At 31.0% G+C, this 23,839-nt stretch carries 20 protein-coding genes; 10 read left to right on the forward strand and 10 right to left on the reverse strand.

The window, feature by feature from the left end:
- Positions 1 to 338 precede the first annotated feature (338 nt).
- The 3 genes from CLRAG_RS00005 (at position 339) to CLRAG_RS00015 (ending at position 3,791) form a co-directional block, all read left to right on the forward strand.
- Positions 339 to 2,366, forward strand: a complete 2,028-nt coding sequence (locus CLRAG_RS00005; protein ID WP_065076477.1) for a thioredoxin domain-containing protein — start codon at positions 339 to 341, stop codon at positions 2,364 to 2,366.
- 121 nt (positions 2,367 to 2,487) lie between these two features.
- Positions 2,488 to 2,907: a DUF2935 domain-containing protein gene (locus tag CLRAG_RS00010; protein ID WP_065076478.1), complete on the forward strand. Its 420-nt coding sequence runs from the start codon at positions 2,488 to 2,490 to the stop codon at positions 2,905 to 2,907.
- Positions 2,908 to 3,095: 188 nt separating this feature from the next.
- On the forward strand, positions 3,096 to 3,791 hold the full coding sequence (locus tag CLRAG_RS00015; RefSeq protein ID WP_065076479.1) for a manganese catalase family protein: 696 nt from the start codon (positions 3,096 to 3,098) through the stop codon (positions 3,789 to 3,791).
- 185 nt (positions 3,792 to 3,976) lie between these two features.
- Here CLRAG_RS00015 and CLRAG_RS00020 read toward each other — a convergent pair whose 3' ends face one another.
- From CLRAG_RS00020 to CLRAG_RS00050, 7 genes are all read right to left on the reverse strand, one after another.
- Positions 3,977 to 5,845, reverse strand: a complete 1,869-nt coding sequence (locus CLRAG_RS00020; protein ID WP_065076480.1) for a sensor domain-containing protein — start codon at positions 5,843 to 5,845, stop codon at positions 3,977 to 3,979.
- 204 nt (positions 5,846 to 6,049) lie between these two features.
- On the reverse strand, positions 6,050 to 6,229 hold the full coding sequence (locus tag CLRAG_RS20790; RefSeq protein WP_065076481.1) for a DL-endopeptidase inhibitor IseA family protein: 180 nt from the start codon (positions 6,227 to 6,229) through the stop codon (positions 6,050 to 6,052).
- Positions 6,230 to 6,376: 147 nt separating this feature from the next.
- Positions 6,377 to 9,421 carry an efflux RND transporter permease subunit gene (locus CLRAG_RS00030; RefSeq protein ID WP_065076482.1) on the reverse strand — a complete coding sequence of 1,015 codons (3,045 nt, stop codon included), beginning with the start codon at positions 9,419 to 9,421 and terminating at the stop codon, positions 6,377 to 6,379.
- A gap of 16 nt (positions 9,422 to 9,437) precedes the next feature.
- Positions 9,438 to 10,706 (reverse strand): efflux RND transporter periplasmic adaptor subunit, encoded by a 1,269-nt coding sequence (locus tag CLRAG_RS00035; protein ID WP_242872053.1) that lies wholly within the window; start codon positions 10,704 to 10,706, stop codon positions 9,438 to 9,440.
- A 102-nt stretch (positions 10,707 to 10,808) separates the two neighbouring features.
- Positions 10,809 to 11,444, reverse strand: coding sequence for a TetR/AcrR family transcriptional regulator (locus tag CLRAG_RS00040; RefSeq protein WP_065076483.1), 636 nt, complete (start codon positions 11,442 to 11,444; stop codon positions 10,809 to 10,811).
- 170 nt (positions 11,445 to 11,614) lie between these two features.
- On the reverse strand, positions 11,615 to 13,069 hold the full coding sequence (locus CLRAG_RS00045; RefSeq protein ID WP_065076484.1) for a cell wall-binding repeat-containing protein: 1,455 nt from the start codon (positions 13,067 to 13,069) through the stop codon (positions 11,615 to 11,617).
- Between the two features lie 463 nt (positions 13,070 to 13,532).
- Positions 13,533 to 14,396 carry a DMT family transporter gene (locus CLRAG_RS00050; RefSeq protein ID WP_242872054.1) on the reverse strand — a complete coding sequence of 288 codons (864 nt, stop codon included), beginning with the start codon at positions 14,394 to 14,396 and terminating at the stop codon, positions 13,533 to 13,535.
- A 146-nt stretch (positions 14,397 to 14,542) separates the two neighbouring features.
- Here CLRAG_RS00050 and CLRAG_RS00055 point away from each other — a divergent pair, with 146 nt between their 5' ends.
- Both CLRAG_RS00055 and CLRAG_RS00060 read left to right on the forward strand, forming a co-directional pair.
- A complete protein-coding gene (locus tag CLRAG_RS00055; RefSeq protein ID WP_065076485.1) occupies positions 14,543 to 15,529 on the forward strand; it encodes a sulfide/dihydroorotate dehydrogenase-like FAD/NAD-binding protein in 987 nt (328 codons plus the stop codon).
- A 12-nt stretch (positions 15,530 to 15,541) separates the two neighbouring features.
- Positions 15,542 to 16,819, forward strand: a complete 1,278-nt coding sequence (locus CLRAG_RS00060; protein WP_065076486.1) for an FAD-dependent oxidoreductase — start codon at positions 15,542 to 15,544, stop codon at positions 16,817 to 16,819.
- Between the two features lie 353 nt (positions 16,820 to 17,172).
- Here the strand turns inward: CLRAG_RS00060 and CLRAG_RS00065 are convergent, their stop codons facing one another.
- Both CLRAG_RS00065 and CLRAG_RS00070 read right to left on the reverse strand, forming a co-directional pair.
- Positions 17,173 to 18,045 (reverse strand): helix-turn-helix domain-containing protein, encoded by an 873-nt coding sequence (locus tag CLRAG_RS00065; RefSeq protein WP_065076487.1) that lies wholly within the window; start codon positions 18,043 to 18,045, stop codon positions 17,173 to 17,175.
- Positions 18,046 to 18,362: 317 nt separating this feature from the next.
- Positions 18,363 to 18,647 carry a hypothetical protein gene (locus tag CLRAG_RS00070; protein ID WP_242872055.1) on the reverse strand — a complete coding sequence of 95 codons (285 nt, stop codon included), beginning with the start codon at positions 18,645 to 18,647 and terminating at the stop codon, positions 18,363 to 18,365.
- A gap of 569 nt (positions 18,648 to 19,216) precedes the next feature.
- On the opposite strand from CLRAG_RS00070, the gene CLRAG_RS00075 reads away from it, so the two are divergent.
- Together CLRAG_RS00075 and CLRAG_RS00080 are read left to right on the forward strand one after the other, a co-directional pair.
- On the forward strand, positions 19,217 to 19,597 hold the full coding sequence (locus tag CLRAG_RS00075; RefSeq protein ID WP_065076488.1) for a hypothetical protein: 381 nt from the start codon (positions 19,217 to 19,219) through the stop codon (positions 19,595 to 19,597).
- 87 nt (positions 19,598 to 19,684) lie between these two features.
- Positions 19,685 to 19,927, forward strand: a complete 243-nt coding sequence (locus CLRAG_RS00080) for a recombinase family protein (RefSeq protein ID WP_065076489.1) — start codon at positions 19,685 to 19,687, stop codon at positions 19,925 to 19,927.
- A gap of 276 nt (positions 19,928 to 20,203) precedes the next feature.
- Here the strand turns inward: CLRAG_RS00080 and CLRAG_RS00085 are convergent, their stop codons facing one another.
- Positions 20,204 to 21,352 carry a methyl-accepting chemotaxis protein gene (locus CLRAG_RS00085; protein ID WP_065076490.1) on the reverse strand — a complete coding sequence of 383 codons (1,149 nt, stop codon included), beginning with the start codon at positions 21,350 to 21,352 and terminating at the stop codon, positions 20,204 to 20,206.
- Between the two features lie 404 nt (positions 21,353 to 21,756).
- Between CLRAG_RS00085 and CLRAG_RS00090 the strand changes: the two genes are divergently transcribed.
- From CLRAG_RS00090 to CLRAG_RS00100, 3 genes are all read left to right on the forward strand, one after another.
- Entirely contained in the window at positions 21,757 to 21,957 is a 201-nt protein-coding gene (locus CLRAG_RS00090; protein ID WP_065076491.1) for a helix-turn-helix transcriptional regulator, read from the forward strand.
- Positions 21,958 to 21,961: 4 nt separating this feature from the next.
- A complete protein-coding gene (locus CLRAG_RS00095) occupies positions 21,962 to 22,381 on the forward strand; it encodes a hypothetical protein (RefSeq protein WP_065076492.1) in 420 nt (139 codons plus the stop codon).
- A 230-nt stretch (positions 22,382 to 22,611) separates the two neighbouring features.
- Positions 22,612 to 23,778, forward strand: a complete 1,167-nt coding sequence (locus CLRAG_RS00100) for an iron-containing alcohol dehydrogenase (protein WP_065076493.1) — start codon at positions 22,612 to 22,614, stop codon at positions 23,776 to 23,778.
- Positions 23,779 to 23,839 lie beyond the last annotated feature (61 nt).

A 23,839-nucleotide genomic window follows, 5' to 3' on the forward strand; every position in this document is an offset into this window, starting at 1 on the left:
CATTTACACCACTTGTTTCGGATAGTTTAGGGCTTTGGTTTGTACGGCAACCTTACCCACAAGCATATGCCTTATATGTAGTTTCTGTTCGTCAGACCAGAGTTTTGCCGCCGACTTCCTTTAGATTGCGTCCATGCTGGGCGCACCACAAAAAAGGATTGAGGATTATTCCCCAGTCCTTCTTTTGTTTTGAGTGCTAAAGCCTGTTATATTCTACTACCTATAATCAGATTAAACATATCCAATAACTTATTTATTACATTCTTCATTTTGTAAGACTGAAAATACTTTATCTTGGATATACTATGTCTGTAAATAAAATACTAGGAGGTGATTCTATGAACCTAACGAGTACACCCAATAGATTAATAAATGAAAAATCCCCATATCTCTTACAACATGCACACAATCCAGTAAACTGGTATCCCTGGGGAGAAGAAGCATTTAATAATGCTAAATCAGAAGATAAGCCTATATTTTTATCCATAGGATACAGTACGTGCCATTGGTGTCATGTTATGGAAAAGGAGAGCTTCGAAGACACAGAAGTAGCTGAAATGCTAAACGATAGCTTCATATCCATAAAAGTAGACAGAGAAGAAAGGCCGGATATAGACAGTATATATATGCATATATGTCAGTCCATCACTGGAAGTGGCGGATGGCCTCTTACAATTATCATGACACCTGATCAAAAGCCTTTTTTTGCAGGTACCTATTTCCCAAAAAATAGCAGGCATGGCCTCATGGGGCTAATGTCCATTTTAGACTACATTAAAAAGGCATGGAAAAACAATAGAAGTGAACTTTTAAATACCAGCACACAAATATTGGATTCCTTAAAAAATTCAAAGGAAACTTCTAATGAAACCATTAATGAAGATATCTTTCAAAAAACTTTTTTAAATTTCAAATATGATTTTGATCCTATATATGGAGGTTTTGGAGACTTTCCCAAATTTCCTTCAGCTCATAATTTACTTTTTTTACTCAGATACTTTTTCAAAACTAAAGATCCTTCTGCTATAGAGATGGTAGAAAAAACATTGAACTATATGAGGGAAGGTGGAATATACGACCATATAGGTTTTGGCTTTAGCCGCTATTCTGTAGATAGAAAGTGGCTTGTTCCACATTTTGAAAAAATGCTCTATGACAATGCACTCTTAATTATAGCCTATATTGAAACCTTTCAAGCTACAGGTAATAAAAAATATTGTAAAACAGCAGAAGAAATACTGAGTTATGTATTAAGGGACATGACTTCAAATGAAGGTGGATTTTACTCTGCAGAAGATGCAGATTCTGAAGGTGAAGAAGGTAAATTTTATGTCTGGTCAGAGGAAGAAATAAAAGATATACTTCAAGAAGAAGATGGCAGCAAATTTTGCTCTTATTTTAATGTAACAAAAGGTGGAAATTTCGAAGGCAAGAATATTTTAAACTTAATAAATAGTTCTATTCCAGAAGATGATGTGCAATTTATAGAAAATTGTAGGGAAAAATTATTTGCTGAAAGAGAAAAAAGAATACATCCTTATAAAGATGATAAGATTCTAACCTCCTGGAACGGCCTAATGATTGCTGCTATGTCAATAGCTGGCAGAGTCTTAAACAACTCTAAATATACTAAAGCTGCCAAAAAAGCTGTAGATTTCATTTATAAGAACTTAGTGAGATCAGATGGTCGTCTCCTTGCAAGATATCGTGATGGAGAAGCTTCTTTTTTAGGCTATCTAGATGATTACTCCTTTTTAATATGGGGACTTATAGAATTGTATGAAACAACCTACAGCACAGATTATCTAAAAAAGGGACTGGAACTCAATGAAGATTTATTAAAACTTTTCTGGAATAAAGAAAATGGAGGCTTCTTCCTTTATGGAAATGACGGTGAAAAATTAATTACAAGGCCAAAGGAAATATACGATAGTGCCATTCCCTCTGGTAATTCCGTAGCCACATTAAATTTGTTGCGATTGTCCCATTTAACAAGCAGTTATGATTTTGAAGATAAAGCTAAACAGCTATTCGAAGCTTTTTCAAAAGAAATAAATAGTTTCCCAAGAGCATGCTCATTTTCTCTTATAGCACTTTTATTTTCAAAATCACCTATAAGGCAAATTATTGTATCTGCAGGCAGCAACATTGAGGAAGGTAAGCAAGTAGTTCATATGATAAATGAGAAATTTAATCCTTTTACAATTTCAATTTTGTACTGCAATTTAAATAAAGACTTGAGCACTATTTCCCCTATTATAGAAAACTATATAGATATCAACAATAAAACTACCACATACATTTGTGAAAACTTTACCTGCAAAAAACCTATAACAGACATTAATTTATTAAAGAAAATATTATAAAAAACAGGCATATAAAACTTACAATTTTATGTGCCTATTTAAAAATAATTTTATTGTAGTAACCTTTTCATAATAACCTGCATATTATATTATTATGTATAATTTTATCAGGAGGTAACTCATGTACTGTTACACTTACATGAATCAATTTACTTGCGTTTTCAATGAACTTCAACTGTGGTCTCATATTTCAAGTGACCATCCAATTTTTCTCAAGACTGTGGCTTCCCTCTCTAACATTAAACTACCAAAACCTATAGTAGATGGCTTAAATAACATTCACAATGCGTTTTTAAAATTATATAACAATGCAGTTCAGCTGAAAAAGCCTACAAACACCAATCCCTCTCAATATACTATGCATATAAAAAAATTAATTGATGAATTCATATATTACGATACCCGTGCCCTATCTTTTTATCCTCAATTGCTTACTTTAGCAAAAACAAATAAAGCTTGGCAGGAACTAGTTAGACACATAATTAATGAACAAGCCTTTATGCTTGAGTTATTTAAAAATTTAAGACAGCAACTAAGATAAATTTTTAAATGCAATTCCTAACATATTGGTCAAAAATACTAAGAACCTTTTTATTCAATCTTCTCCTTTAGTTTTTCTATATGTTGAATTTACATTAATTATGAAATGTATTATATGTGTTCATTTTGTAAAAACTAAATTAGATTCATAAATATAAGTTACAAAATGAAGGAGAGGTTGATATACTAATGTTTAAACATGAGAAGCCGCTTTTAAAAGAAGTTAAAGTAGAGAAACCCAATCCACAATATGCAGTACTAATGCAAGAACAATTAGGTGGTGGAAATGGTGAACTCAAAGCTGCTATGCAGTACTTATCCCAGAGTTTTAGAGTAAATGATCCTGCAATAAAGGATTTATTTTTAGATATTGGTTCAGAAGAACTCAGCCATATGGAAATGGTTGCCCAAACTGTAAATTTGTTAAACGGTCATTCAGTTGATTTCAATTCAGTAGGTAGTGGAGAAATTGAAACTCACGTATTAGGTGGATTAGCACCAGTATTAATGAACTCTTCTGGCGAACCATGGACTGCAAATTATGTAACCGTTACAGGAGATCTTGTTGCAGACTTGCTTTCAAATATAGCATCTGAGCAAAGGGCAAAAGTAGTATACGAATACTTATATCGTCAAGTCAATGATAAATATGTACGTGAGACAATAAATTTCTTACTAGAACGTGAAGAAGCTCACAATGCACTATTTAGAGAGGCATTAAATAAAGTTAAAGATACAGGTTCAAATAAGGATTTTGGTGTAACCCAAGATTCCAAATTGTATTTTGACCTTTCAACACCAGGTAGATACTATGGAGACCCTAATCCTACAGAACCTAGCTTTACAAATCCTAAAAAAGAGCAGGAATTGGCAGGGAAACATTAATTAATTATAAAAATTTATTTTGGAAACCTTTTATAATCATACATGAAGATAAGCAAACACATACCGATTTGAATACGGTATGTGTTTCTTAATACATTTTGAAAGGAAATAACAAATCAAAGATGTGAAAGAAAGTAAAATAGCAAATGTATCTATAAAACCTTCAAATAAACGCATATTCAACTTTATACCAATAGTTGATTAAATTTATATGTTGAACAAACCACACTTTCAATATTTTCTACAGGTATAGGTTTGCTAAATAAGTATCCTTGAACTCTCTCACAATTCATAGATTGAAGTATTTCAAATTGTTTTGCAATTTCTACTCCTTCAGCAATTACATTTATATTCATCTTGTGAGATAAATGTATTATGCCATCTACTACAGAGCAATCTTTGGAATTAAAATGAATTCGATCAATAAAGGATTTATCGATTTTAAGAGCATTTATAGGAAGTAATCTTAAATAATTTAATGAAGAATAGCCTGTTCCAAAATCATCTAAAGCAATGTTAATTCCAAGTTTTCTCAATTTTTCTAAGGCAGCTATATTAGATTGCAAAGATTGCATAACTTCACTTTCTGTAATTTCAATTTCTAAAAGTTTTGGTGGAAGATTAGTTTTAGCCAAAACTGTTTCTACCATTTTTAAAAAACCTGGATCCTGCAGTTGAACTACTGAAACATTTACTGACATAATACCAAAATCATATCCTTTGTCGAGCCATTGTTTATGCTGCTTGCAAGCAGTTTCTAGTACCCATTTACCAATAGGTACTATTAATGAGGTATCTTCAGCTACAGGAATAAATTCAACCGGAGAAATAAATTCATTTTCTATGTTTCCCCATCTTAGTAAGGCTTCCATAGCTTTAATTTCTCCAGTTTTACAGTCAATCTGAGGCTGATAATATAACTGAAATTCATTATTTTCCAAAGCAGTTCTTAAACCCTCTTCTAGCTCTGCTTTTCGTAAAACTTCATAAGACATTCTACTATTATAGAATTCATATCTGTTTTTACCTGAATTTTTTGCTTTATACATAGCTGTATCTGCATTTTTCAGTAAAGAATTAGTAGTAGTTCCATCCTGGGGATATATAGAAATTCCTATACTAACACTAATGAAAATTAACTTTTCATTTATTTTAAATGAGCCTTTAAATGCAGATATTATTGTATTGCAAATTTTTACAATATCATTTTTATGTTTTATATTATGCTGTATTATTAAAAATTCATCTCCACCTAATCTAAATACAGTATTATCTTCTCTCATAATATTCTTTAATGTATTTGCCACATATTGAAGGAGCTTATCCCCATGTTGATGACCTAAAGTATCATTTACTTTTTTAAAATTATCTATATCTATAAAAAGTACTGATCCTTTTTTGATACTTTCATTAGAGTTTTTTAGTACTTTATCTAGCGTATCTTGGAACATTTTTCTATTAGGAAGAGTTGTTAAACTATCATAATAACCTACATATTTATATTTATCCTGTATAATCTTTTGCTCTGTAATGTCAGTAATGTAACCTGCCATTTTTAAAGCTTTTCCTTTTGCATTTCTAAGTGCCTTTGCTCTAATAAAAATCCATTTTTTCTTTCCACATTTAGTTGTTAATTTAAACTCGCATTCACAAAAAGGAGTTATCCCTGCTAGGTGATCCTCCAAATAATTTAACACTATCTTTTTACTTTCATCTGGTAACAATTTTCCTAATATGATTTTAAGATTATCATTCTTGCTAACTTTGTATCCAGTAATTTCTTCCCACTTATCTGAAGCAAAAAAACTATTTTTCTCTATGTCATATTCCCAAATAGCACCATTAGAACCTTCTATAGCTAGTTTATATCTTTTCTCTATCAATTTTCTTTTTTTATCATTTATGAAAACTACAATTATAAATACTAATGATACTACAAATATGCTTATTGAAATAAGAACTAATGTTTGGCATTTCCCAGGAAAAGAAATATCGCCTAGAGTTTCTAAGTTGTCAATTATTAAAAACAACTTTTTTTCTAAAGTACTTACCATAAATATAGCACCTTCCATTTAAGTATATAAAGTTAATTTTATTCAATATATTTTCTATCAATAATTTAATTAGCAATTTTTATGCCATAGGTTAATTTATGGTATTTATGTTTGTTAAATTTTTTTCAGTATCAATTTAATACGCAATTATCTCATAATGATAAATTTATCATTATGAGATAATTGCGCTTATTAATCAGTTAATCACTCTATTCCCCAATTATCAAATTTATCTATGACCCACCTATTTCCATCATAAACTAAAGTGGCATTGGCATAGGATATCTCTCCAAAATAATAACCCTTTAATGTAATGTCTGCTTTATTACCATTATATTTTTTATTTACAAGCTCCACTCCTTCAGCAACTACACTTATATTCATCTTGTGAGATAGATTTATTATGCCATCTACTACAGAACAATCTTTGGAATTAAAATGAATTCGAACAATAAAGAATTTATCAATTTTTCACTGTTCCTTTTTGTATTGCATAAGTACCGTTAAGTATAAACCTATTATTTATTTTAATTAAACGTTATTTGACTTTTTTCTAAAATGTTTCTTAAAATCATTCAAATATGTGTATACAACCGGTACAAACAGCAGCGTCAATAATGTGGACGTAATTAATCCTCCAATAATTGCAAAAGCCAAAGGTGCACGAAGTTCCGAACCTGTACCATTAGCTAATGCTGTAGGAAGCATACCAAAAATCATTGCTAAACTTGTCATAATAATTGGTCTTAAACGTGTACGTCCTGCTTCAATTAAAGCTTCTTTTAAATCCATTCCTTTACTGTAATTTTGTTTTGCAAAATCGATAAGCAAAATTGCATTTTTAGTAACCAATCCCATTAACATGATAACACCTATCATAGACATCATATCCAGCTCTTTATTACCAATAAACAATCCTAAAATGGCACCTATAATAGCTAATGGTAAAGAAAGTAGAATAGCAAATGGATCTACAAAACTTTCAAACTGAGCTGCAATTACAAGGAATACAAATAAAATTCCCATACCAAGTGCTTCAATTAAGCCTACCATTGCTTGGCTCATCTGGTCATCTGACCCTCCAGCAGACATTTTTATTCCACTTGGAATAGGAGCGTCACTCTTAATTTTGCTAGTAAAAGTGCTAGTGAAACGTGCTGATGGCATTCCAACACAATTTGCTGTTAACTGAATTTCTCTTTGTTTATCATATCTATTAATTGTAGATGAAGACGTAGTAAAAACTTCTTTAGTTACTTGATCAATAGGAACCATATTTCCTTTTGTACCAGGAACATATATTCCATCTAAACTGTTAAGATCCTTCTTATCAGCGTCTTGAAGCTGCATACGAACGTCATATCTATCCTTTTCTGTTTCATACTGGCTTACTACACTTCCATTAAATAAAGTACTTAGTGTACTGGAAATTGAACTTGGACTTACTCCTAAATCAGCAGCTTTATCACGATCTACATCAAAGTCTACTTCTGGTTTTCCAGCCTTATAGCTAAGACTTACATCTGCAGCTCCAGGAGTGTTTTTTGCTACTTTTTTAGCCTTTAACGCATATTTCTGAAGCTTTGTAAAATCATCACCTGTAATGTGATACTGAGCCGCTTTACCCGGAATCATTCCCCCACCTACAACAATTGATAAATCAATCCCTGAAATACTTTTTAAATCTTGTCGCATTTTTGCTCCAATTTCATCAATACTTTCTTTCCTATCCTGTTTATCTGAAAGTTTTACAAGAAAATCAACTTTATCTGCTTTCACCGTAGAATATATGTACTTTACATTACTATTCTTTTTAATTATTTTTCCCATATTATTAGCGATCTTTGAAGCATTATTTAATGTAGAACCCGAATCTAGATTTGCTTCTATATCAAGCTCTCCAGTATCACCTGTGGCAATAAAACCCGTATTTAACTTTGTAGCTAAGAATAAACTTCCTATTAATAATATCATTGGTATTATTATAACTAAACGTCTATGTCCTAATGCTACCTTTAATGCCCTAGCATAAAAATCAGCTAATTTGTCAAATAATCTGCTGAACTTCTCAAGAAACCCTCCTATTATAGGTATTTCTTTCTCTTCACTTTTCAAATGTTTAGAGGAAAGTAGCGGTACTGTGGTAAGGGATACAAATAACGATACCAAAACACTGGCAACAACAGTTAATCCAAATTGTATAAGGAACTTTCCTACCAAACCATTAACCATAGCAATAGGAAGAAATACTGCTACAAGCGCAAAGGTAGTAGCCATAACTGCAAGTCCTATTTCAGAAGTACCTTCTTTTGCTGCTTGAATTGCAGTTTTTCCCATATGTAAGTGACGTATAATATTTTCTATAACAACTATAGCATCATCAATAAGTAATCCAACAGCAATAGATAAAGCCATTAAAGACACTGTATTAAGTGAAAAATTCATAATTTTCATTGCTGCAAAAGTAGTAATTATAGATACTGGAATAGAAATTCCAGCAATTGCAGTACTAGCAATATTCTTAAGAAATATAAAAACTATAATTACTGCAAGTAAACATCCTTCTATCATTGTTTTTTCAACATCTTTAACTGAAGCAATTATAGATGATGAATTATCACGAACAAGTTGAACCTTAACTCCTTGCGGCAAACTTTTATTAATATCGGTAAGTTCTTTTTTAACAGCATTAGCTACTTCTACAGTATTTGAATTAGATTGTTTAATAATATCAATACCAATTGCTTTTTTACCATTATAAAAAGATAAGCTGTCTTGTTCCTTGCTGCTGTCTTCGACTTGTGCAATATCCTTAAGTCTAACTTGACTCCCATTACGTGTTGTAGCTAAAATATTAAGAAAATCATCTACATTTTTTATAGCTGCATTAGTTTTTAAACTTATTTCTGTATCTCCAGAAGAAATTTTGCCGCTGGACACATCAATATTATCACTACTTAAACTATTGGTGATTTCTGGAATTGTAATGTTAAAGGAATTCATTTTTTCTTTATCAAGATTTATATGAATCTCCCGTTCCTGTTTTCCATAAGTATTAACAGCCCCAACACCATTTGTAGTTTGCAGTTTTTTTACAATGTTATCATCTACTAAATCCGACAACTCTCTATCAGACATTGATCCAGTTACAGCAAGAGAAAAAATAGCTTGTGCACTAGCATCATATTTTGAAACTACAGGCTCATTAATATCCCTTGGTAAGTCACCACGGATATTAGATAACTTATCTTTTACATCCTGTGCTGCCTCAGCTGAAGATTTGTCTAATTCAAATGAAATAGTAGTATTAGAAACTCCTTCTGTTATGGTTGAATTAATATGGCTAACACCAGATATTTGTCCCACAGCATCTTCTACTTTTTTTGTTATCTTTGATTCAATTTGGTCTGGAGCCGCTCCACTTTGAGTTATCGTAACAGATACAGCTGGAGTATCAACATTTGGAAACTGATCAACAGATAACCCTAAGTAACTACTTACACCTAAGGTTAGTAAAACAATAATTATTACTGTAGCAAATACGGGCCTTTTTAAACTAACATCTGTTAAAAACATAATTAAATATAACCTCCTATTCTGATACTACTTTTACAACATCACCATCTTGCAAAGTACCTACATTAGTACAAATAACATCTTCACCAGTTTGTACTCCAGATTTTATTTCTATATTATCTTTATCAAATTCTCCTATGGTTATATTTTGTTTTTTTGCTACTCCATTATTATCTATAAATATATAATAGTTTCCTTCAGTTCCTGCTATTGCTTTTAATGGCACTGTAATTGCTTTTTTACTTTCATTTGTAGCAATTTCTATATTTCCAAAGACACCAGGTTTAAGACTTCCATCTTTGTTATCAATTTGAACTTTACATTTAAATACTCTAGAAGTAGGATCTGCAGCTGCATCAATGCTTTTAACAACACCATCATATTCCTTTAAGCTGTCATCACCAAGTTTAAATTTAGCGCTTGCCCCTGATTTTACATAATTTAAATCACTTTCTCTTATATCTATAACAGCATATATTGGAGATGTTGTTTCTACCTTTCCAAGGGCTGTTCCTGGACTTAAATATTGACCTACATTAATACTTTTTCCAGTCATAACTCCACTAGTTGGAGCTGTTATAACTGTATTTTGGAGTGATTGATTTAAATTATCTAAGTTCGTTTGAGCTGTTTGTATATTAGCCGCTTGTGTTTGAGTAGAAATACTTGAAGCTTCTGCACTGGCTCTTGCTGATTGAAGCGCGCTTTCTGCTGAGCTTAATTGAGCTTGTGCATTTTCATAGTCAACTTCTGTAGCTGCTCCTTGTTCATAAAGAGCTTTTGTTCTATCGTAGTTTTTCTGGGCAGTTCCCACATCGATCTGCGGTTTACTAACTCCAAATTGTGCAGAACTAGCTGTGCTCTGTGCTGATTTAAATGCGGCTTGTGCTGATGCAAGTTGTGCTTCATCAACTTTTATATTATTTCTAATATCAGTATCATCCAATTTTGCTAAAGTTTGTCCAGCAGATACTGTTTGTCCATCTTGAAATAAAACCTGAGTTACTTTTCCTGCTACTTTATTGCTTACAGCTCCTTCTTGAGATGCTTCTAGTGAAGCTTTAAAGGATGCTTTTGATGCCACCGTATCCATATCTGCTTTAATTACCTTTACAGAAACCTTATTCATATTAGTAGTCGAAGCCTTTGAAGTCTTTTTCCCACCTAAAAAAATATTTGCTCCAACTACTGCAATTCCAACAGCAACTAATACAATTATACAAATTCGCTTCTTTTTTTTAATCATTTTAATTATTATAGGAATTAACTTTTTTCTTCTAATCATTTTGAACCTCCCTTGCAACAAATAATGCAATAATTTATTCAATCAATTAATTCATTGAACGTACGTTGAACGTATTTGTTTTAATAAAAACTAGATTAATTACTAATCTAGTTTCTTCCATGAATGTGTTGTAAATTCTATCAATCTTTCTATATAAGTATCATCATTATGCTCCTGCCGTTCACTATCTACCAAGTACTTCATAATAACTGTACTTGCAACTGTGCTCATTAATTGATGTGTTGCCATGCCAAAATCTAATTGTCTGATTTCACCAAATTGAGCTCTTTTTTTAAGAAAAGCATTTACTGCACTCCAAATCTTAGCAAATGTTTTCAAAAGCAATTCTCTAGTTTCTGTTCCTAATAAATCTTTCTCACGAAACATAATAATAATCAACTCGTTATCCAGCTGAAAAGTATTTCTTGCTTCTTTACAAAAATATACCATAACTTCATTTAACGTCATTTTATCATCTATACCGGCTATAATTTTATTTACATGCTCACTTAAAACCTCACAGCCTTCTCTTATTATAGTATGTAAAATTTCTAGTTTTCCCTTTGGAAAGTAATGATAAATTAATCCATCTGCCATTCCTATGCTCTGTGTAATTGAACGAACAGAAGTATTATAATATCCATTCTTTGCAAATAAGTTCTTAGCTGAATCAAGCAGCTGCTGTTTTCTTTCAATAGCTTGCAGCTGTCTACTGGTCATTTGTTTTTTACTATTCATGTACTTTCCTCTTTTCATTCACCAATCGTTCAATAAAGTAATTTTAGTATTAGTTTTCACTAAAGTCAACATATTTTTTATACTATTCAAAAGATTATTTTGTTAAAATTTGCAATAAAAGAAGATTATAAATTTAAAAAATTCATAATCTTCTTTTATTGCAAGATAAGTTACTCTACTCCCCAGTTATCAAACTTATCTATGAGCCACCTATTTCCATCGTAAACTAAAGTGGCATTGGCATAGGATAACTCTCCATAATAATAACCCTTTAATGTAATATCTACTTTATTACCATCATATTTCTTAGAAACTACTTCAGAATTTTGAGCATCAAGTGCAGGTTCAGGATTTCCATACCTTGCATAAACTTTACCATCAATATCCTTAAATATAAAATTTATTAGAGTATTTACAAAATCCTTGGTATAATAATTGTTCAATCCATAGTTTTCATTTAGATATTTACTTATGGAACTGTATTCCCCTATATTATCTGTTACGGGAGCATAGCTTATACCTGATATATCCATATAGGAGTTTCCATCCACATTAATTTTTAATATTTTCTTAAAAGCATCGTCACCCTGAAGCAGCAATTTTTTAGCATCTTCATTTGAAATAACAGTTTTGCCCTCTAAAACATTCTGTACATCTTCACTTACAGCTCCAGTGCCACCTACTAAAATAACCTTTTCACAGCTGCATCCATCCAAGTATTGTTTTTGATCTGATATATTAGCTCCATCTGTCAATATTATGGGTGCATTGTTTTTTGCAGCCAGTGCACCTGCGGATAACGCATCAGGAAAATTCTCACCACTTGCAATGACAGCTTCATTTAAATTTTGATTAAAGTATTTACATACATTTAAGGATGTATCGTATCTATTCATACCGCCTATTCTTATTATGTTATTACTGTTAAGTGATGATACAGTTTCCTTTAACTGACTTACTACATTATCTGTTACTGATGATTCTCCCCCAATAATAAATGCTTTAGATGGCTCTATATTTTTCAGTGTTTCTTTTGTTTCATCAGCTAAGTTAAATGAATTAGTCATGATAATAGGATATCCTTTTGACGCAGCAATACTTGAAACACTTAAAGCATCTGCAAATCCAAAAGCATTTACTATAACTACTGGAGTACCTTTTGCTGTCATTAAATATCTGTCAATTATAAAATTTGTATCAAATCTATCTCCTCCACCTAATCTTTTAATGCTGCTGTATCCCAATGAATTAAAATAACTCTCAAAATTTTCACTTACAGATGATTTTCCTCCTAATATGTAGATAGTTCCTCCTATATCTAAGTTATTTTTTATAAAGTTAATAGAATCTCCACTAGAACTTACATCTTTTCCTACTAACAATATAGGCGCATTTTCTTTTCTTGAAAGTACAGAGCCTGCTAAAGCATCTGGAAAATTACTTCCACTTGCAATAATTATATTTTCCAATTTGTCGCCGCTAAAACTATTTGCTATATTTACAGACGTTTCATATCTATTTGCCCCGCTTATTCTACTTACACCATAAGCAGTTTTAGCATATACAAATTCTCCTCCACATGTTGATATAACTATTGAAATTATGAAAGCTACGGTTTTCTTCACTAATATCCCCCCTATTTTTAATATATTACTATTTATAGTATTTACATATTAAAAAAATTACAGCAGAATATTTAATTATTAGTTATATCATAGTCATATTTTACGATATATAACTATATACTATATATTGTTCCAATAAAAAGTTTGTACTTCAAATAATTTAGTTGACATATCTCACTTAATAGGATATAATTAAATTTAATAGTCAAAAGGAGGCGATAATTTGAAAAAAGAAAATATATTAATAACACCTGATGTTATTGAAGAATGTTTAAGTGAATCTCTAGATACTATCGAAAAGAAAGCTTGTTCTTACAGCAAAAAACAAAAATCTTTAAAGTAATTTTCATGTCTAAATATTCTCTTCCATTAATATGCTTTGTCTATTAATGCATGAATCTCAATTTTCAGTCTGAAATAGTTATCATAGTCACCTAATATGACTGTGATAACTAAATAAAAACTAATCTATTTTTTTAATATTATAAATGGCATAAATAACAAGTGCTGCTCCAAAAACTTGAAGTAGTGTTAAAGGTTCCTTTAAAATAAATACAGAGAGAAACATAGCTGTAGGTATTTCTAAATTACCTATTATTGAAACTTTTAAAGCTCCAATATGTTTAATTGCCGCGTAAAGTAAAGTTAAAGGTATTATCTCACAAAACACTCCCAATATTATAATACAAATAATCAATTTTCCATTCAAATCCTGTCTGAACACTTCCACTGGAAATTTAAAAATTATTAATGATAAAAATGAAAAAATAATGGAGTAAAAATTAACTGCAAGTGGATTTAATTTATTCATTTTTTTCTCTGTATATATATTCATAAAAGCATAAAATACTGCTGCTAGAATTCCATACATAAAACCCTTTACCGAAAAGATCTTTATCCCCTGGTTAAGACCTAAAGCTAAAAAACAACCTATAAAAGTTACAATAAGAGCAAAAACTTTATTAAAACTTACCTGCATTTTTTGAAATATTACTGAATAAATAAAAATCATAGCAGGATATGTATAAAGCAGTATGGTAACCATTGAAACGTCAAGATAATTAAAAGCCATGTAATAAAAAATCGTCATAAAAGTATTACCCACTATGCCAAGAACTGCTGTGTGGTATAAATCCTTTTTCCCTATTTTTAAAGCCTTACTATCTATTATAAGTATGCCTAGAAACATAATTGGAATTGACATCATATATTGAAGTGTCAATATATTTATAGAATTTGCCCCTTCTGAGAAAGCAATCTTTATTATGATTCCGCAAGTTCCAAATAATATGGCAGACAATACGGAATATATGTATCCTTTTTTCAACAAAACACCCCTATCTGAGTAATTAAATTTAGCAGTCAATGTTTTTATTCTAACATAGTTTTTCATTTTTAAGTAACAAAAATCATTCTGAAAAATAATCTAATATTGTACATAGTTTTATAATAATATCAACGGAGGTTATTTACATGTATTGTATTGATGCAGGAAGTGAATATTGTCCATGCCACCTGGCAGAAACCCATGACTGTATATTATGCTCTCAACTTTCTGGTGAAGAATTTTGCCAATGCAAAGACTGGTGTGGAGTTTGTATATATGAACAATATATTTCCAATGGTAAAAAAGCAAAAAATTTAAGAAAAACTTATGATTGTCCTATATTAGACAAAAAAGTAGCTGAAGATTCTCTTTGTATGTTTACTTTAGAAGCACCAGAAAATCTAGTAAGAGAATTATCTAATGCTGGAAGCTTTGTATTTTTAAGAAATAAGGAAAGCGTAAATTATTACGACGTACCAATTTCTATTATAAATGCAGATAATACAAATAATACTCTAAAAGTTGCAATAAAATCAAGCGGCACAAAAACTAAATCACTTTTTAAATTAAATAAGGGAGATACAATGCTAGTCAGAGGCCCCTTTTCAAATGGAATAATGGGACTTTCAAACATCTTTAGTGCTAAAAATGGTGTATCTCTAATCATAGCCCGGGGCATAGGAATTGCTCCTTCTATTCCAGTTATGGAAAAATTATATTCCAATAAGAACAAGCTTATCTCTATTATTGACACACAGTTTAATGAAAATTTTTATGAGGATTATTTTAAAGAATGCAAATCAAAAGTGTTAGATTGCACTATATTAGACGAGGGAAATCTATCTGAGAAATTTAAATTAATGCTTAAAAAAATTCTCCGGGAAGATTCCATAAACTTAGTACACTGTGGGGGCCCGGATATAATGAGTTATAAAATTATAGATTTTATAGATAAAACTCACAATTTACAAGACAAATCCATAAATTTTTCATGCTGCAATAATTCCAAAATGAGCTGCGGTGAAGGAATATGTGCAAGCTGCACCAAACACTATGATGGTGACATAGTTAGAAGACTATGCAAGGTGCAGATGGATCCAAGAGATTTATTTAAAGGTAGAAGATTATTATAGGGGGTATTTTTTATGAAAATAATAGTAATTGGCTCAGGATGGTCTGGATGTGCCGCAGCTTTATCTGCTAAAAAAGCAGGTGCTGATGTAGTTATATATGAAAAAACTGACATGGTACTTGGCCTAGGAAATGTAGGAGGAATAATGAGAAATAACGGCAGATATACTGCTGCAGAAGAAATCTCTGCACTTGGTGCAGGAGATCTAATAAACATCACAGACAGCTTTACTAGACACAAGAATTTGGATTTTCCTGGTCATAAGCATGCTTGGCTCTATGATGTAAATAAAATCGAACCAGCTGTTAGAAAATATATTTTAAGTAAAGGCATAAAACTAAAGCTAATATCAAGAGTAGTGGATGTAAAAATGGAAGGCACTAAAATAAAAGGCATATATACCTCAAATGGAGATTATGAAGAAGCAGATGCCTTTGTTGAAACTACAGGTTCCACAGGTCCTATGGGAAACTGTATAAAATATGGTAATGGCTGTTCCATGTGCATACTTAGATGTCCTTCCTTCGGGCCTAGGATAAGCATAAGCAAATGTGCTGGAGTAGAAGATCTTCATGGCGAGAGATTAGATGGAACTTACGGAGCTTTCAGCGGTTCTTGTAAACTTGCTAAAGATACTATAGATAAAAATCTCTTACATGAAATTGAAGAAAAAGGCGCAGTAGTACTTAAAGTTCCAGAAGAAGATGTAAATATGGATAAATTAAAGGCTAAAGTATGCCAGCAGTATGCTTTAAAAGAATTTGCACAAAATGTAATACTTCTAGATACAGGGCACGTAAAGCTAATGACATCTTATTATCCTTTAGAAAAGCTGCGTAAAATACAAGGATTAGAAAATGTCAAATTCATAGATCCATATTCTGGAGGCAAAGGGAATTCTATAAGATATCTTTCCATAGCACCCGTTTCTGTGGACTTAAAAGTAAATGGCATAGATAATTTATTTTGCGGTGGAGAAAAAAGCGGTCTCTTTGTAGGTCACACAGAAGCTATATGTACAGGATCCCTTGCCGGTCATAATGCCGTAAGATGCTCACTCAATATTCCTACTCTAACACTTCCAACTAATACAGCTATTGGAGATATCATAAGCTATGCAACTTCCAAAATACACACTAAGGAAGGAAGAAAAAATAGATATACTTTTGCTGGTGCAGAATTTTTTAACAGAATGAAAGAAAAAGGTCTATATTCCATAGACAGAGAAGAAATACAAAATAGAATTAAAAATACTAATCTTTCAAATATATTTAATAAAAAATTAGTTTAATAGCTCTAAGTAGGTTTCTGAACAAAAAATAAACTTACGCAGGATGATTTAATCATATATGATACATTTCGTATCTATGTTTATATTATAGTTGCCTTTGTATCATTGAAAAGTTTAAAAATGAATCTCTTAAAACTAAAAAGGATAGCAAAACGTCAGTTGCTTCATAAAAATGTATTTTATTAAAAATAGACCTAAGTAAATGGAGCTATACTAAATTATAGCTCCATTCTTAATATCTATACATATTCATCACTACAATAATAAATTTACGACAAAACTAAAGTTATATCTATTCAACAAATTGAAATTTGTCAGCTTTGCGTTATGCTTATAATCTCATAATCAAGTACTTACTTAACTGCCCGTAGTTCGATATATCCCCTCGTACCAATGGGTTCTAACTGTATGCGGGGATTTGTATCATCCCAGGCATATTCAATGACTGCCGGATCATAGCGGTTCATAGAGGTTTGCACTGCTTCAATTGCTTCGCAGTAGTTTTCTTCCGCGAAGGGTTCTCCCTGAAACATCAGATATTTAGCCTTCGGCAACGCGATCACATCAAAACCATCGGGAACGGTACCGTTGTAATCAGCAGCTACCTCAACGCCCTGCACATATTTCGAGGTTCCAGGTTTGCGGTACTGCTCAGGTAGCCAGAGACACACTGGTTCTCCGCACAAAGATTTCATGCTGGTGAGCATACCCCATACATCACAACCAACCTCCTGACAATACGCCCAATATTCCATTGCCTTTTGACCGCGCTTGATGATAACCTTGCGGGCGGGTTTATCAATTACCTGGATAAAGACATTTTTTATATTTTCCATGTTACTTGGCTCCTTCCAAAGTTCTCTAAATTTTACGCCATATGGAGTGAACAAATACAGAGGAATGGGATTTAGAGCATATTCTTTGGGGTTACAGCCGAATTCCCGAAAGAATGCTCGTTGGTAGCCGTCCACACTTCCAAATCCCATATCATAGACCACATCGATAATCCTGCAGGTATCATCGCGCAGCCGGAGTGCGGATTTGGACAGTTTGAGCCTCCTGATGTAATCTGCCGGGGCCAACCCAGTCAGTTCCTTAAATAACCGAGCAGAATACCACGGAGAGAAAAAGGCAGCTTCAGACAAATCTGCCAACGTAATGCGTTCTGTTAAATGAGTCTCAATATAGTTTTGCATCCGTTGAACTGCATCCACTTTTTCTATCATCTGTATCACCTCCTGACAATTTCTATTATAGAAACCTTGAAAGAGAATTTCTCGACTTTCTTTGCTTTGTCTTTTTTGACTTTATACAAATAATCACCAATTCTAATTACTATTTGTCTGTATATTTTTCACTTCACAATATAAGAAGAATATATATGTATTGTAAATTTGAAATATATACACATAGTCTTTGAATTACGACGAAAAAACACTGCAAAATCTAAATTCGAATAATACAGTGTTTCTATGAATTGTTCAGTTTTTCAGTTGTTTCATTAAATCTAAAAATAAGCTCCACGCTCTAACAAATAGTATGGTTATTGAAAACATTGCAACATTAATACTATAGGTGGATATATAACATAGACTGTCGCAAATACTAACAATATTACTGCTGCCACTATTAGTCCTACTCCTATTACTTTTATCTGATGTTGATAATATATGTTTGTTGATTTCTTATATCTAGGTATATAATACCATTTGTATTTAACCCAATAAAAATCTGCACCAACTATATTAGGCTTACGTATTGAAAGTATGCCTCCAAATATTAAAAATATTACTGTAGTTATTAATGCTAATAGTATACTTATTTTCAAGTTCATTTCCCCCTCACAATTTCTTACAACTGGAGTTTAATTATCATGAAAATTATATCATAACATCTACATATTCTCATTACCCTATAGAAATCATAGGATTTTTTAACACTATATTATTCGATTTTCAAAGAACATCGTTCGTAGTTACTTTATAAGCAGTTACATCACATTTATTTTATATTTTCTAAATAATAATTTCTATAAATTATCATATTTTCCTCTATTTTTTGATCTTTTATTTTTCTTAGCTTTAACATTAAATGACTTTGGGTAAATACAAATATTGAAAATAATTACTTAAGTTCAACCTTCCTAAAATATAATTTCATGATATAATATTAATTGATCTAGAGTATAATTTATAAACGTATAGAACAACCAAAAGGATCTATTATAATGAATAATATTTAAAAATTATTACAGCATATACTTGACTCTCAGAACAAAACTAATGAGAGACTTAATAAACTTGATTCAAAATATGATTACATTGAGAATTTCAACAAGTTCTCTTCATATGAAAATCAATAAATAGGATAAAATATTTTACCTTAAAGGAGAATAATATGGAAAACGATAAAATATTTGAACTCATGACTAAAATGTATGCTGAAATGCAGCAAGGATTTAAGAAGATTGACGAGAGATTTAATGGTGTTAACAATCGAATTGATGGTATAGACAAAAGAATTGATGGACTAGAAAAAAAGGTTGATAAAAACACTATATTACTTGAAAGACAAGGTAAAGACATACAATTGTTAGCTGAAGGTCATAAAAACCTATCAGAACAAATAGATCGTAAATTTGAAGAAGTAAATAAAACTATAGATAGGAATTACTCTCTCCATGACAAAGCTATTAAAGATATTTCGCAAACATCAAGTAAAGGCGAAAAAGCTTATGATTTTATAAAAGAACTCTCTAATAAAAACTTTGGCAACTGATCTGTGTTTTAAACATATAAGATACCTTCTTATATGTTTTTTAGCTTTACATATACCCAAACTTCTATTTAAGGAGGTACACAGTATATGAAAATAGCAATATACTCAAGGGAGTCTAAATTTACTGGCAAATATATTTGGAATAAAAGTGGCGTTCAAGACATACTTGTAAATCCTGTTTACGTTAAAGCTAACAATAATGTTATTGGTTATTTAAATGATCTAGGAATGACTGTAGTTGGAACTCCTGATAGCAAACGTGGTATTCTAACCTATAATAAAAAACGCGGTAAGACTACATATAGAGATATTGGAGAATGGGTTGCTTAGAAAACAATCTGAACAAAAAATAAACTTATACTTCAAATACTTTACAACCACAAGTACGGTTAAATATACTTGTTTATTGTAAAATATTTCTACTCATAAGTTTATTTTTTTGTAACATACAAACATTTTTTCAAACATGAAATATTATATTTAAAAATGTATCCATTACATCTTTAGATAGCCTTAAAATTATATTCAATACAAAGTAATAAAAAGGACTGTAGTAAAAACTACTGTCCGCCCTTTAATATCAATACTTTTATTTAAAATTCTATATTATAATTTAAGTGAAATTTTATTTAATTCTTCTGACATAGAAGTAACTTCTTCTATACTAGCTGTGATCTCCTGTGCAGCCGCTGCCTGCTCTTGACTTGAAGTTAATGAATCTTGACTCATCTTGCTAGAAGACTCAACCTTTTCCTTAATATTATCCGTTAACTTTGCAATTTTAGGCACTGTACTTCTTGACTGTTCTGATAACTTTCTAATTTCCTGAGCAACTACTCCAAAACCTTTTCCAGCATCTCCTGCCCTAGCTGCTTCAATTGAGGCATTTAATCCAAGCATCTTAGTTTGATCTGCTATGCCCTTTATAAGTGAAGCTACTCCATTTATTTCTTGTGATAAGTCTGTTATTTCATTAATACTATTATTAAGATTCTGCTCATTTTCATGTATAGTAGATGCCGATGCTGTTAATTCTTCAATAGTAGAAGTTATTTGAGCAAGACTATCCTCTAAACTCTTGGACATTTCTTTCAAATTATTTGCTTCAACTTTAGGAATCATAAGACCAAAAGTTCCAATTAATTCACCTGTATCATCACTAAATAAAGGATAGCAAACTGATAAAACTGGTACACCATACATTGAATCATCATGCTCTACAGAAATTGATTTTCTAGTTTTCACAGCTTCAGCAACTGTAGTATCTTCCTTAAAATTATCTCCAACCTTTAATTGAGTCAGCTTAAAATCTTTTGAATCTTGTATGCTTATAAATTTATTTAAGTCTGTAGTAAAAATAACAGCGCCATCAGAAAACATTTCAGATAATATTGGTGCAAAGTCATCAAATGCCTTCATTAATGGATGCAGCACTGGAAATACAGTAGAAAACACTCCTACAGTTTGTCCTTCATCATTCACTATTGGTTCCGACACAATCTTCAGTCTCGTTCCATATAAAGAACGTGGAACATTTTCTATAAGCATTTTATTTTGACTCATAGCTTTACCAGTTACACTATTTGAATTCAACTTTTCACCAACTTGAAATATATTTAAATCAAATTCCTTAGACGCTTTTCTCCAAGTATAAGTAACTCCATCACTGGTTAAATATATAACACCACCTGGTATCATGTCTGCTTGCGTTTGGCACATATCTTTTACATATTTTACTCCATTTATAGAAATCATATCACATTCTCCTTTTCAAAATGTAATATCATTATATATCATAATATTACATTTTTATATACTTTATTCAAAATTTGTCCAATTTTTATAATATTTTGCCTAGTTTTATCCTAAATTTAATACAAAGTTACTTATATGTATTATATAGTAAATAGTATGATGTTTCTTTGTCCATCAAACAACTATGTTATTATTCTATAGACAGAGAATAAATACAAAATAGAATTAAAAATACTGGCCTTTCAAATATATTTAATAAAAAATTAGTTTAATACCTCTAAGTAGTTTTCTAAACAAAAAATAAACATATACATAATTGTAAAGTTAGCTTGACACTAAATGTAAAGTAAGCTATACTATTATTGTAAAGTATACTATACATTTAGGAGGTGAATCCTCAAAATATGAAAAATAAAATTAGGGAACTTCGAAAGGAAAGAAAAATCACACAAGAAGAATTAGCAGATTTCTGCAATGTAACAAGACAAACAATAATATCACTGGAAAATGGTAAATATAATCCATCTATTTTTCTTGCTTATAGGATAGCAAAGATATTTAATATGACAATTGAACAAGTATTTATTTTTGAAGAGGAGGAATAGTTTTATGAATCATGCTAAAAGAAATCTTATATACTTTATATTTCAAACTATTTTCGGTATCATTGCACTACTATTTTTTTTATTTGGAGATTTTACAGACAATCACAGTAAAGATATGCTTTCAGGAATTGGTATTGCTTTTACAATTACAGGAACAATCGGAATCATTACCATCACAAAATTGTTAAAAGATCCTAAAAAAGCAGCAAAAATTGAAATGGCACAAACAGAGGAACGTACACAGTTCATAAAAACAAAGACAAAATCTTTTGTTTACACTATAATGATTTATCTTGAATCTGCAATTATTATTGTAACCGGACTTTTAGGATTTAGAACAATTTGTATTACACTTTCAGCCATTGTGCTTTTAAAAGTTATATTAAATCTCATCTTTTCCAGTTACTATATAAAAAAATACTAACCTACAGATATACCGTTTTGCTTTATAATACGGTATATTTTTATTTTTTAATCCACATAATAAAAATATACTTATCAATAGTTTAAGATTTACAAAGGTATGCGTTCTAAAATATAGAAAAATATTATCAAAAATAATTTGTACCACCCAGATAAGTATATTATGATCATTTAAGTAATATTTTAACAATTTTTCAAAAAATACTTTATGTACTTACAAGGAGGATAAAAATGGCAAGATTTACTTTACCAAGAGACATTTATTTTGGAGAAAATTCATTAGAGACCTTGAAAAACCTAGATGGAAAAAAAGCTGTCATTGTCGTAGGTGGAGGATCCATGAAAAGATTTGGATTCCTTGATAAGGTAGTAGACTACTTAAAAGAAGCAGGTATTGAATCAAAATTAATAGAAGGCGTTGAGCCAGATCCATCCGTAGAAACTGTTATGAATGGTGCTAAACTAATGAGGGAATATGGGCCAGATTTAATAATATCAATAGGTGGAGGTTCACCAATTGATGCAGCAAAAGCTATGTGGATATTCTATGAATACCCTGAGTTTACTTTTAAAGAAGCTGTAGTTCCTTTTGGTCTTCCTAAATTAAGACAAAAAGCAACATTTATAGCTATCCCTTCTACAAGTGGTACTGCAACGGAAGTAACTGCATTTTCTGTAATAACAGACTATAAAGCTAAAATTAAATATCCTTTGGCTGACTTCAATTTAACACCAGATATAGCTATAATTGATCCAGTATTAGCTCAAACAATGCCGCCTAAATTAACTGCACATACTGGAATGGATGCACTTACTCACGCTATTGAAGCATATGTTGCAGGACTTCATTCAGTTTTCTCGGACCCACTTGCTATTCAAGCTATAGTCATGGTAAATCAATATTTAATTAAATCTTACAATGAAGATAAAGAAGCTAGGGATCAAATGCATTTAGCTCAATGTTTAGCTGGAATGGCATTTTCAAATGCACTTCTTGGAATAACTCACAGTTTAGCACATAAAACAGGTGCAGTATTCCATATCCCTCATGGATGTGCTAATGCAATATATCTTCCTTATGTTATAGATTTCAATAAAAAAGCTTGTGCACCAAGATATGCTGATATAGCTAGGAGTCTTAAACTTCCAGGAAATACTGATGATGAATTAGTAGATTCATTAACTAATATGATTAAAGATATGAACAAGAGTATGGATATTCCTTTGACATTAAAAGATTATGGAGTAGATGAAAAAGAATTTAAAGATAGTGAAGATTTTATAGCTCATAATGCCGTATTAGATGCCTGTACTGGATCAAATCCTAGAAGCATAAATGATGCTGAAATGAAAAAGTTGTTAGAATACATCTATTATGGTAAAAAGGTTGATTTTTAATCTATTTTATTCTATAAAAAACCGGAAGCTTAAAAGCTTCCAGTTTTTTCGTACAATTACA

It is taken from the genome of Clostridium ragsdalei P11 (genome assembly GCF_001675165.1).
GTDB lineage: Bacteria > Bacillota > Clostridia > Clostridiales > Clostridiaceae > Clostridium_B > Clostridium_B ragsdalei.

Bases quoted from the DNA above. Each gene is read 5' to 3' on its own strand.
- CLRAG_RS00005 (WP_065076477.1), top strand. From the start codon at position 339: ATGAACCTAACGAGTACACCCAATAGATTAATAAATGAAAAATCCCCA.
- CLRAG_RS00010 (WP_065076478.1), top strand. From the start codon at position 2,488: ATGTACTGTTACACTTACATGAATCAATTTACTTGCGTTTTCAATGAA.
- CLRAG_RS00015 (WP_065076479.1), top strand. From the start codon at position 3,096: ATGTTTAAACATGAGAAGCCGCTTTTAAAAGAAGTTAAAGTAGAGAAA.
- CLRAG_RS00020 (WP_065076480.1), bottom strand. From the start codon at position 5,845: ATGGTAAGTACTTTAGAAAAAAAGTTGTTTTTAATAATTGACAACTTA.
- CLRAG_RS20790 (WP_065076481.1), bottom strand. From the start codon at position 6,229: ATGAATATAAGTGTAGTTGCTGAAGGAGTGGAGCTTGTAAATAAAAAA.
- CLRAG_RS00030 (WP_065076482.1), bottom strand. From the start codon at position 9,421: ATGTTTTTAACAGATGTTAGTTTAAAAAGGCCCGTATTTGCTACAGTA.
- CLRAG_RS00035 (WP_242872053.1), bottom strand. From the start codon at position 10,706: ATGATTAGAAGAAAAAAGTTAATTCCTATAATAATTAAAATGATTAAA.
- CLRAG_RS00040 (WP_065076483.1), bottom strand. From the start codon at position 11,444: ATGAATAGTAAAAAACAAATGACCAGTAGACAGCTGCAAGCTATTGAA.
- CLRAG_RS00055 (WP_065076485.1), top strand. From the start codon at position 14,543: ATGTATTGTATTGATGCAGGAAGTGAATATTGTCCATGCCACCTGGCA.
- CLRAG_RS00060 (WP_065076486.1), top strand. From the start codon at position 15,542: ATGAAAATAATAGTAATTGGCTCAGGATGGTCTGGATGTGCCGCAGCT.
- CLRAG_RS00065 (WP_065076487.1), bottom strand. From the start codon at position 18,045: ATGATAGAAAAAGTGGATGCAGTTCAACGGATGCAAAACTATATTGAG.
- CLRAG_RS00075 (WP_065076488.1), top strand. From the start codon at position 19,217: ATGGAAAACGATAAAATATTTGAACTCATGACTAAAATGTATGCTGAA.
- CLRAG_RS00080 (WP_065076489.1), top strand. From the start codon at position 19,685: ATGAAAATAGCAATATACTCAAGGGAGTCTAAATTTACTGGCAAATAT.
- CLRAG_RS00085 (WP_065076490.1), bottom strand. From the start codon at position 21,352: ATGATTTCTATAAATGGAGTAAAATATGTAAAAGATATGTGCCAAACG.
- CLRAG_RS00090 (WP_065076491.1), top strand. From the start codon at position 21,757: ATGAAAAATAAAATTAGGGAACTTCGAAAGGAAAGAAAAATCACACAA.
- CLRAG_RS00095 (WP_065076492.1), top strand. From the start codon at position 21,962: ATGAATCATGCTAAAAGAAATCTTATATACTTTATATTTCAAACTATT.
- CLRAG_RS00100 (WP_065076493.1), top strand. From the start codon at position 22,612: ATGGCAAGATTTACTTTACCAAGAGACATTTATTTTGGAGAAAATTCA.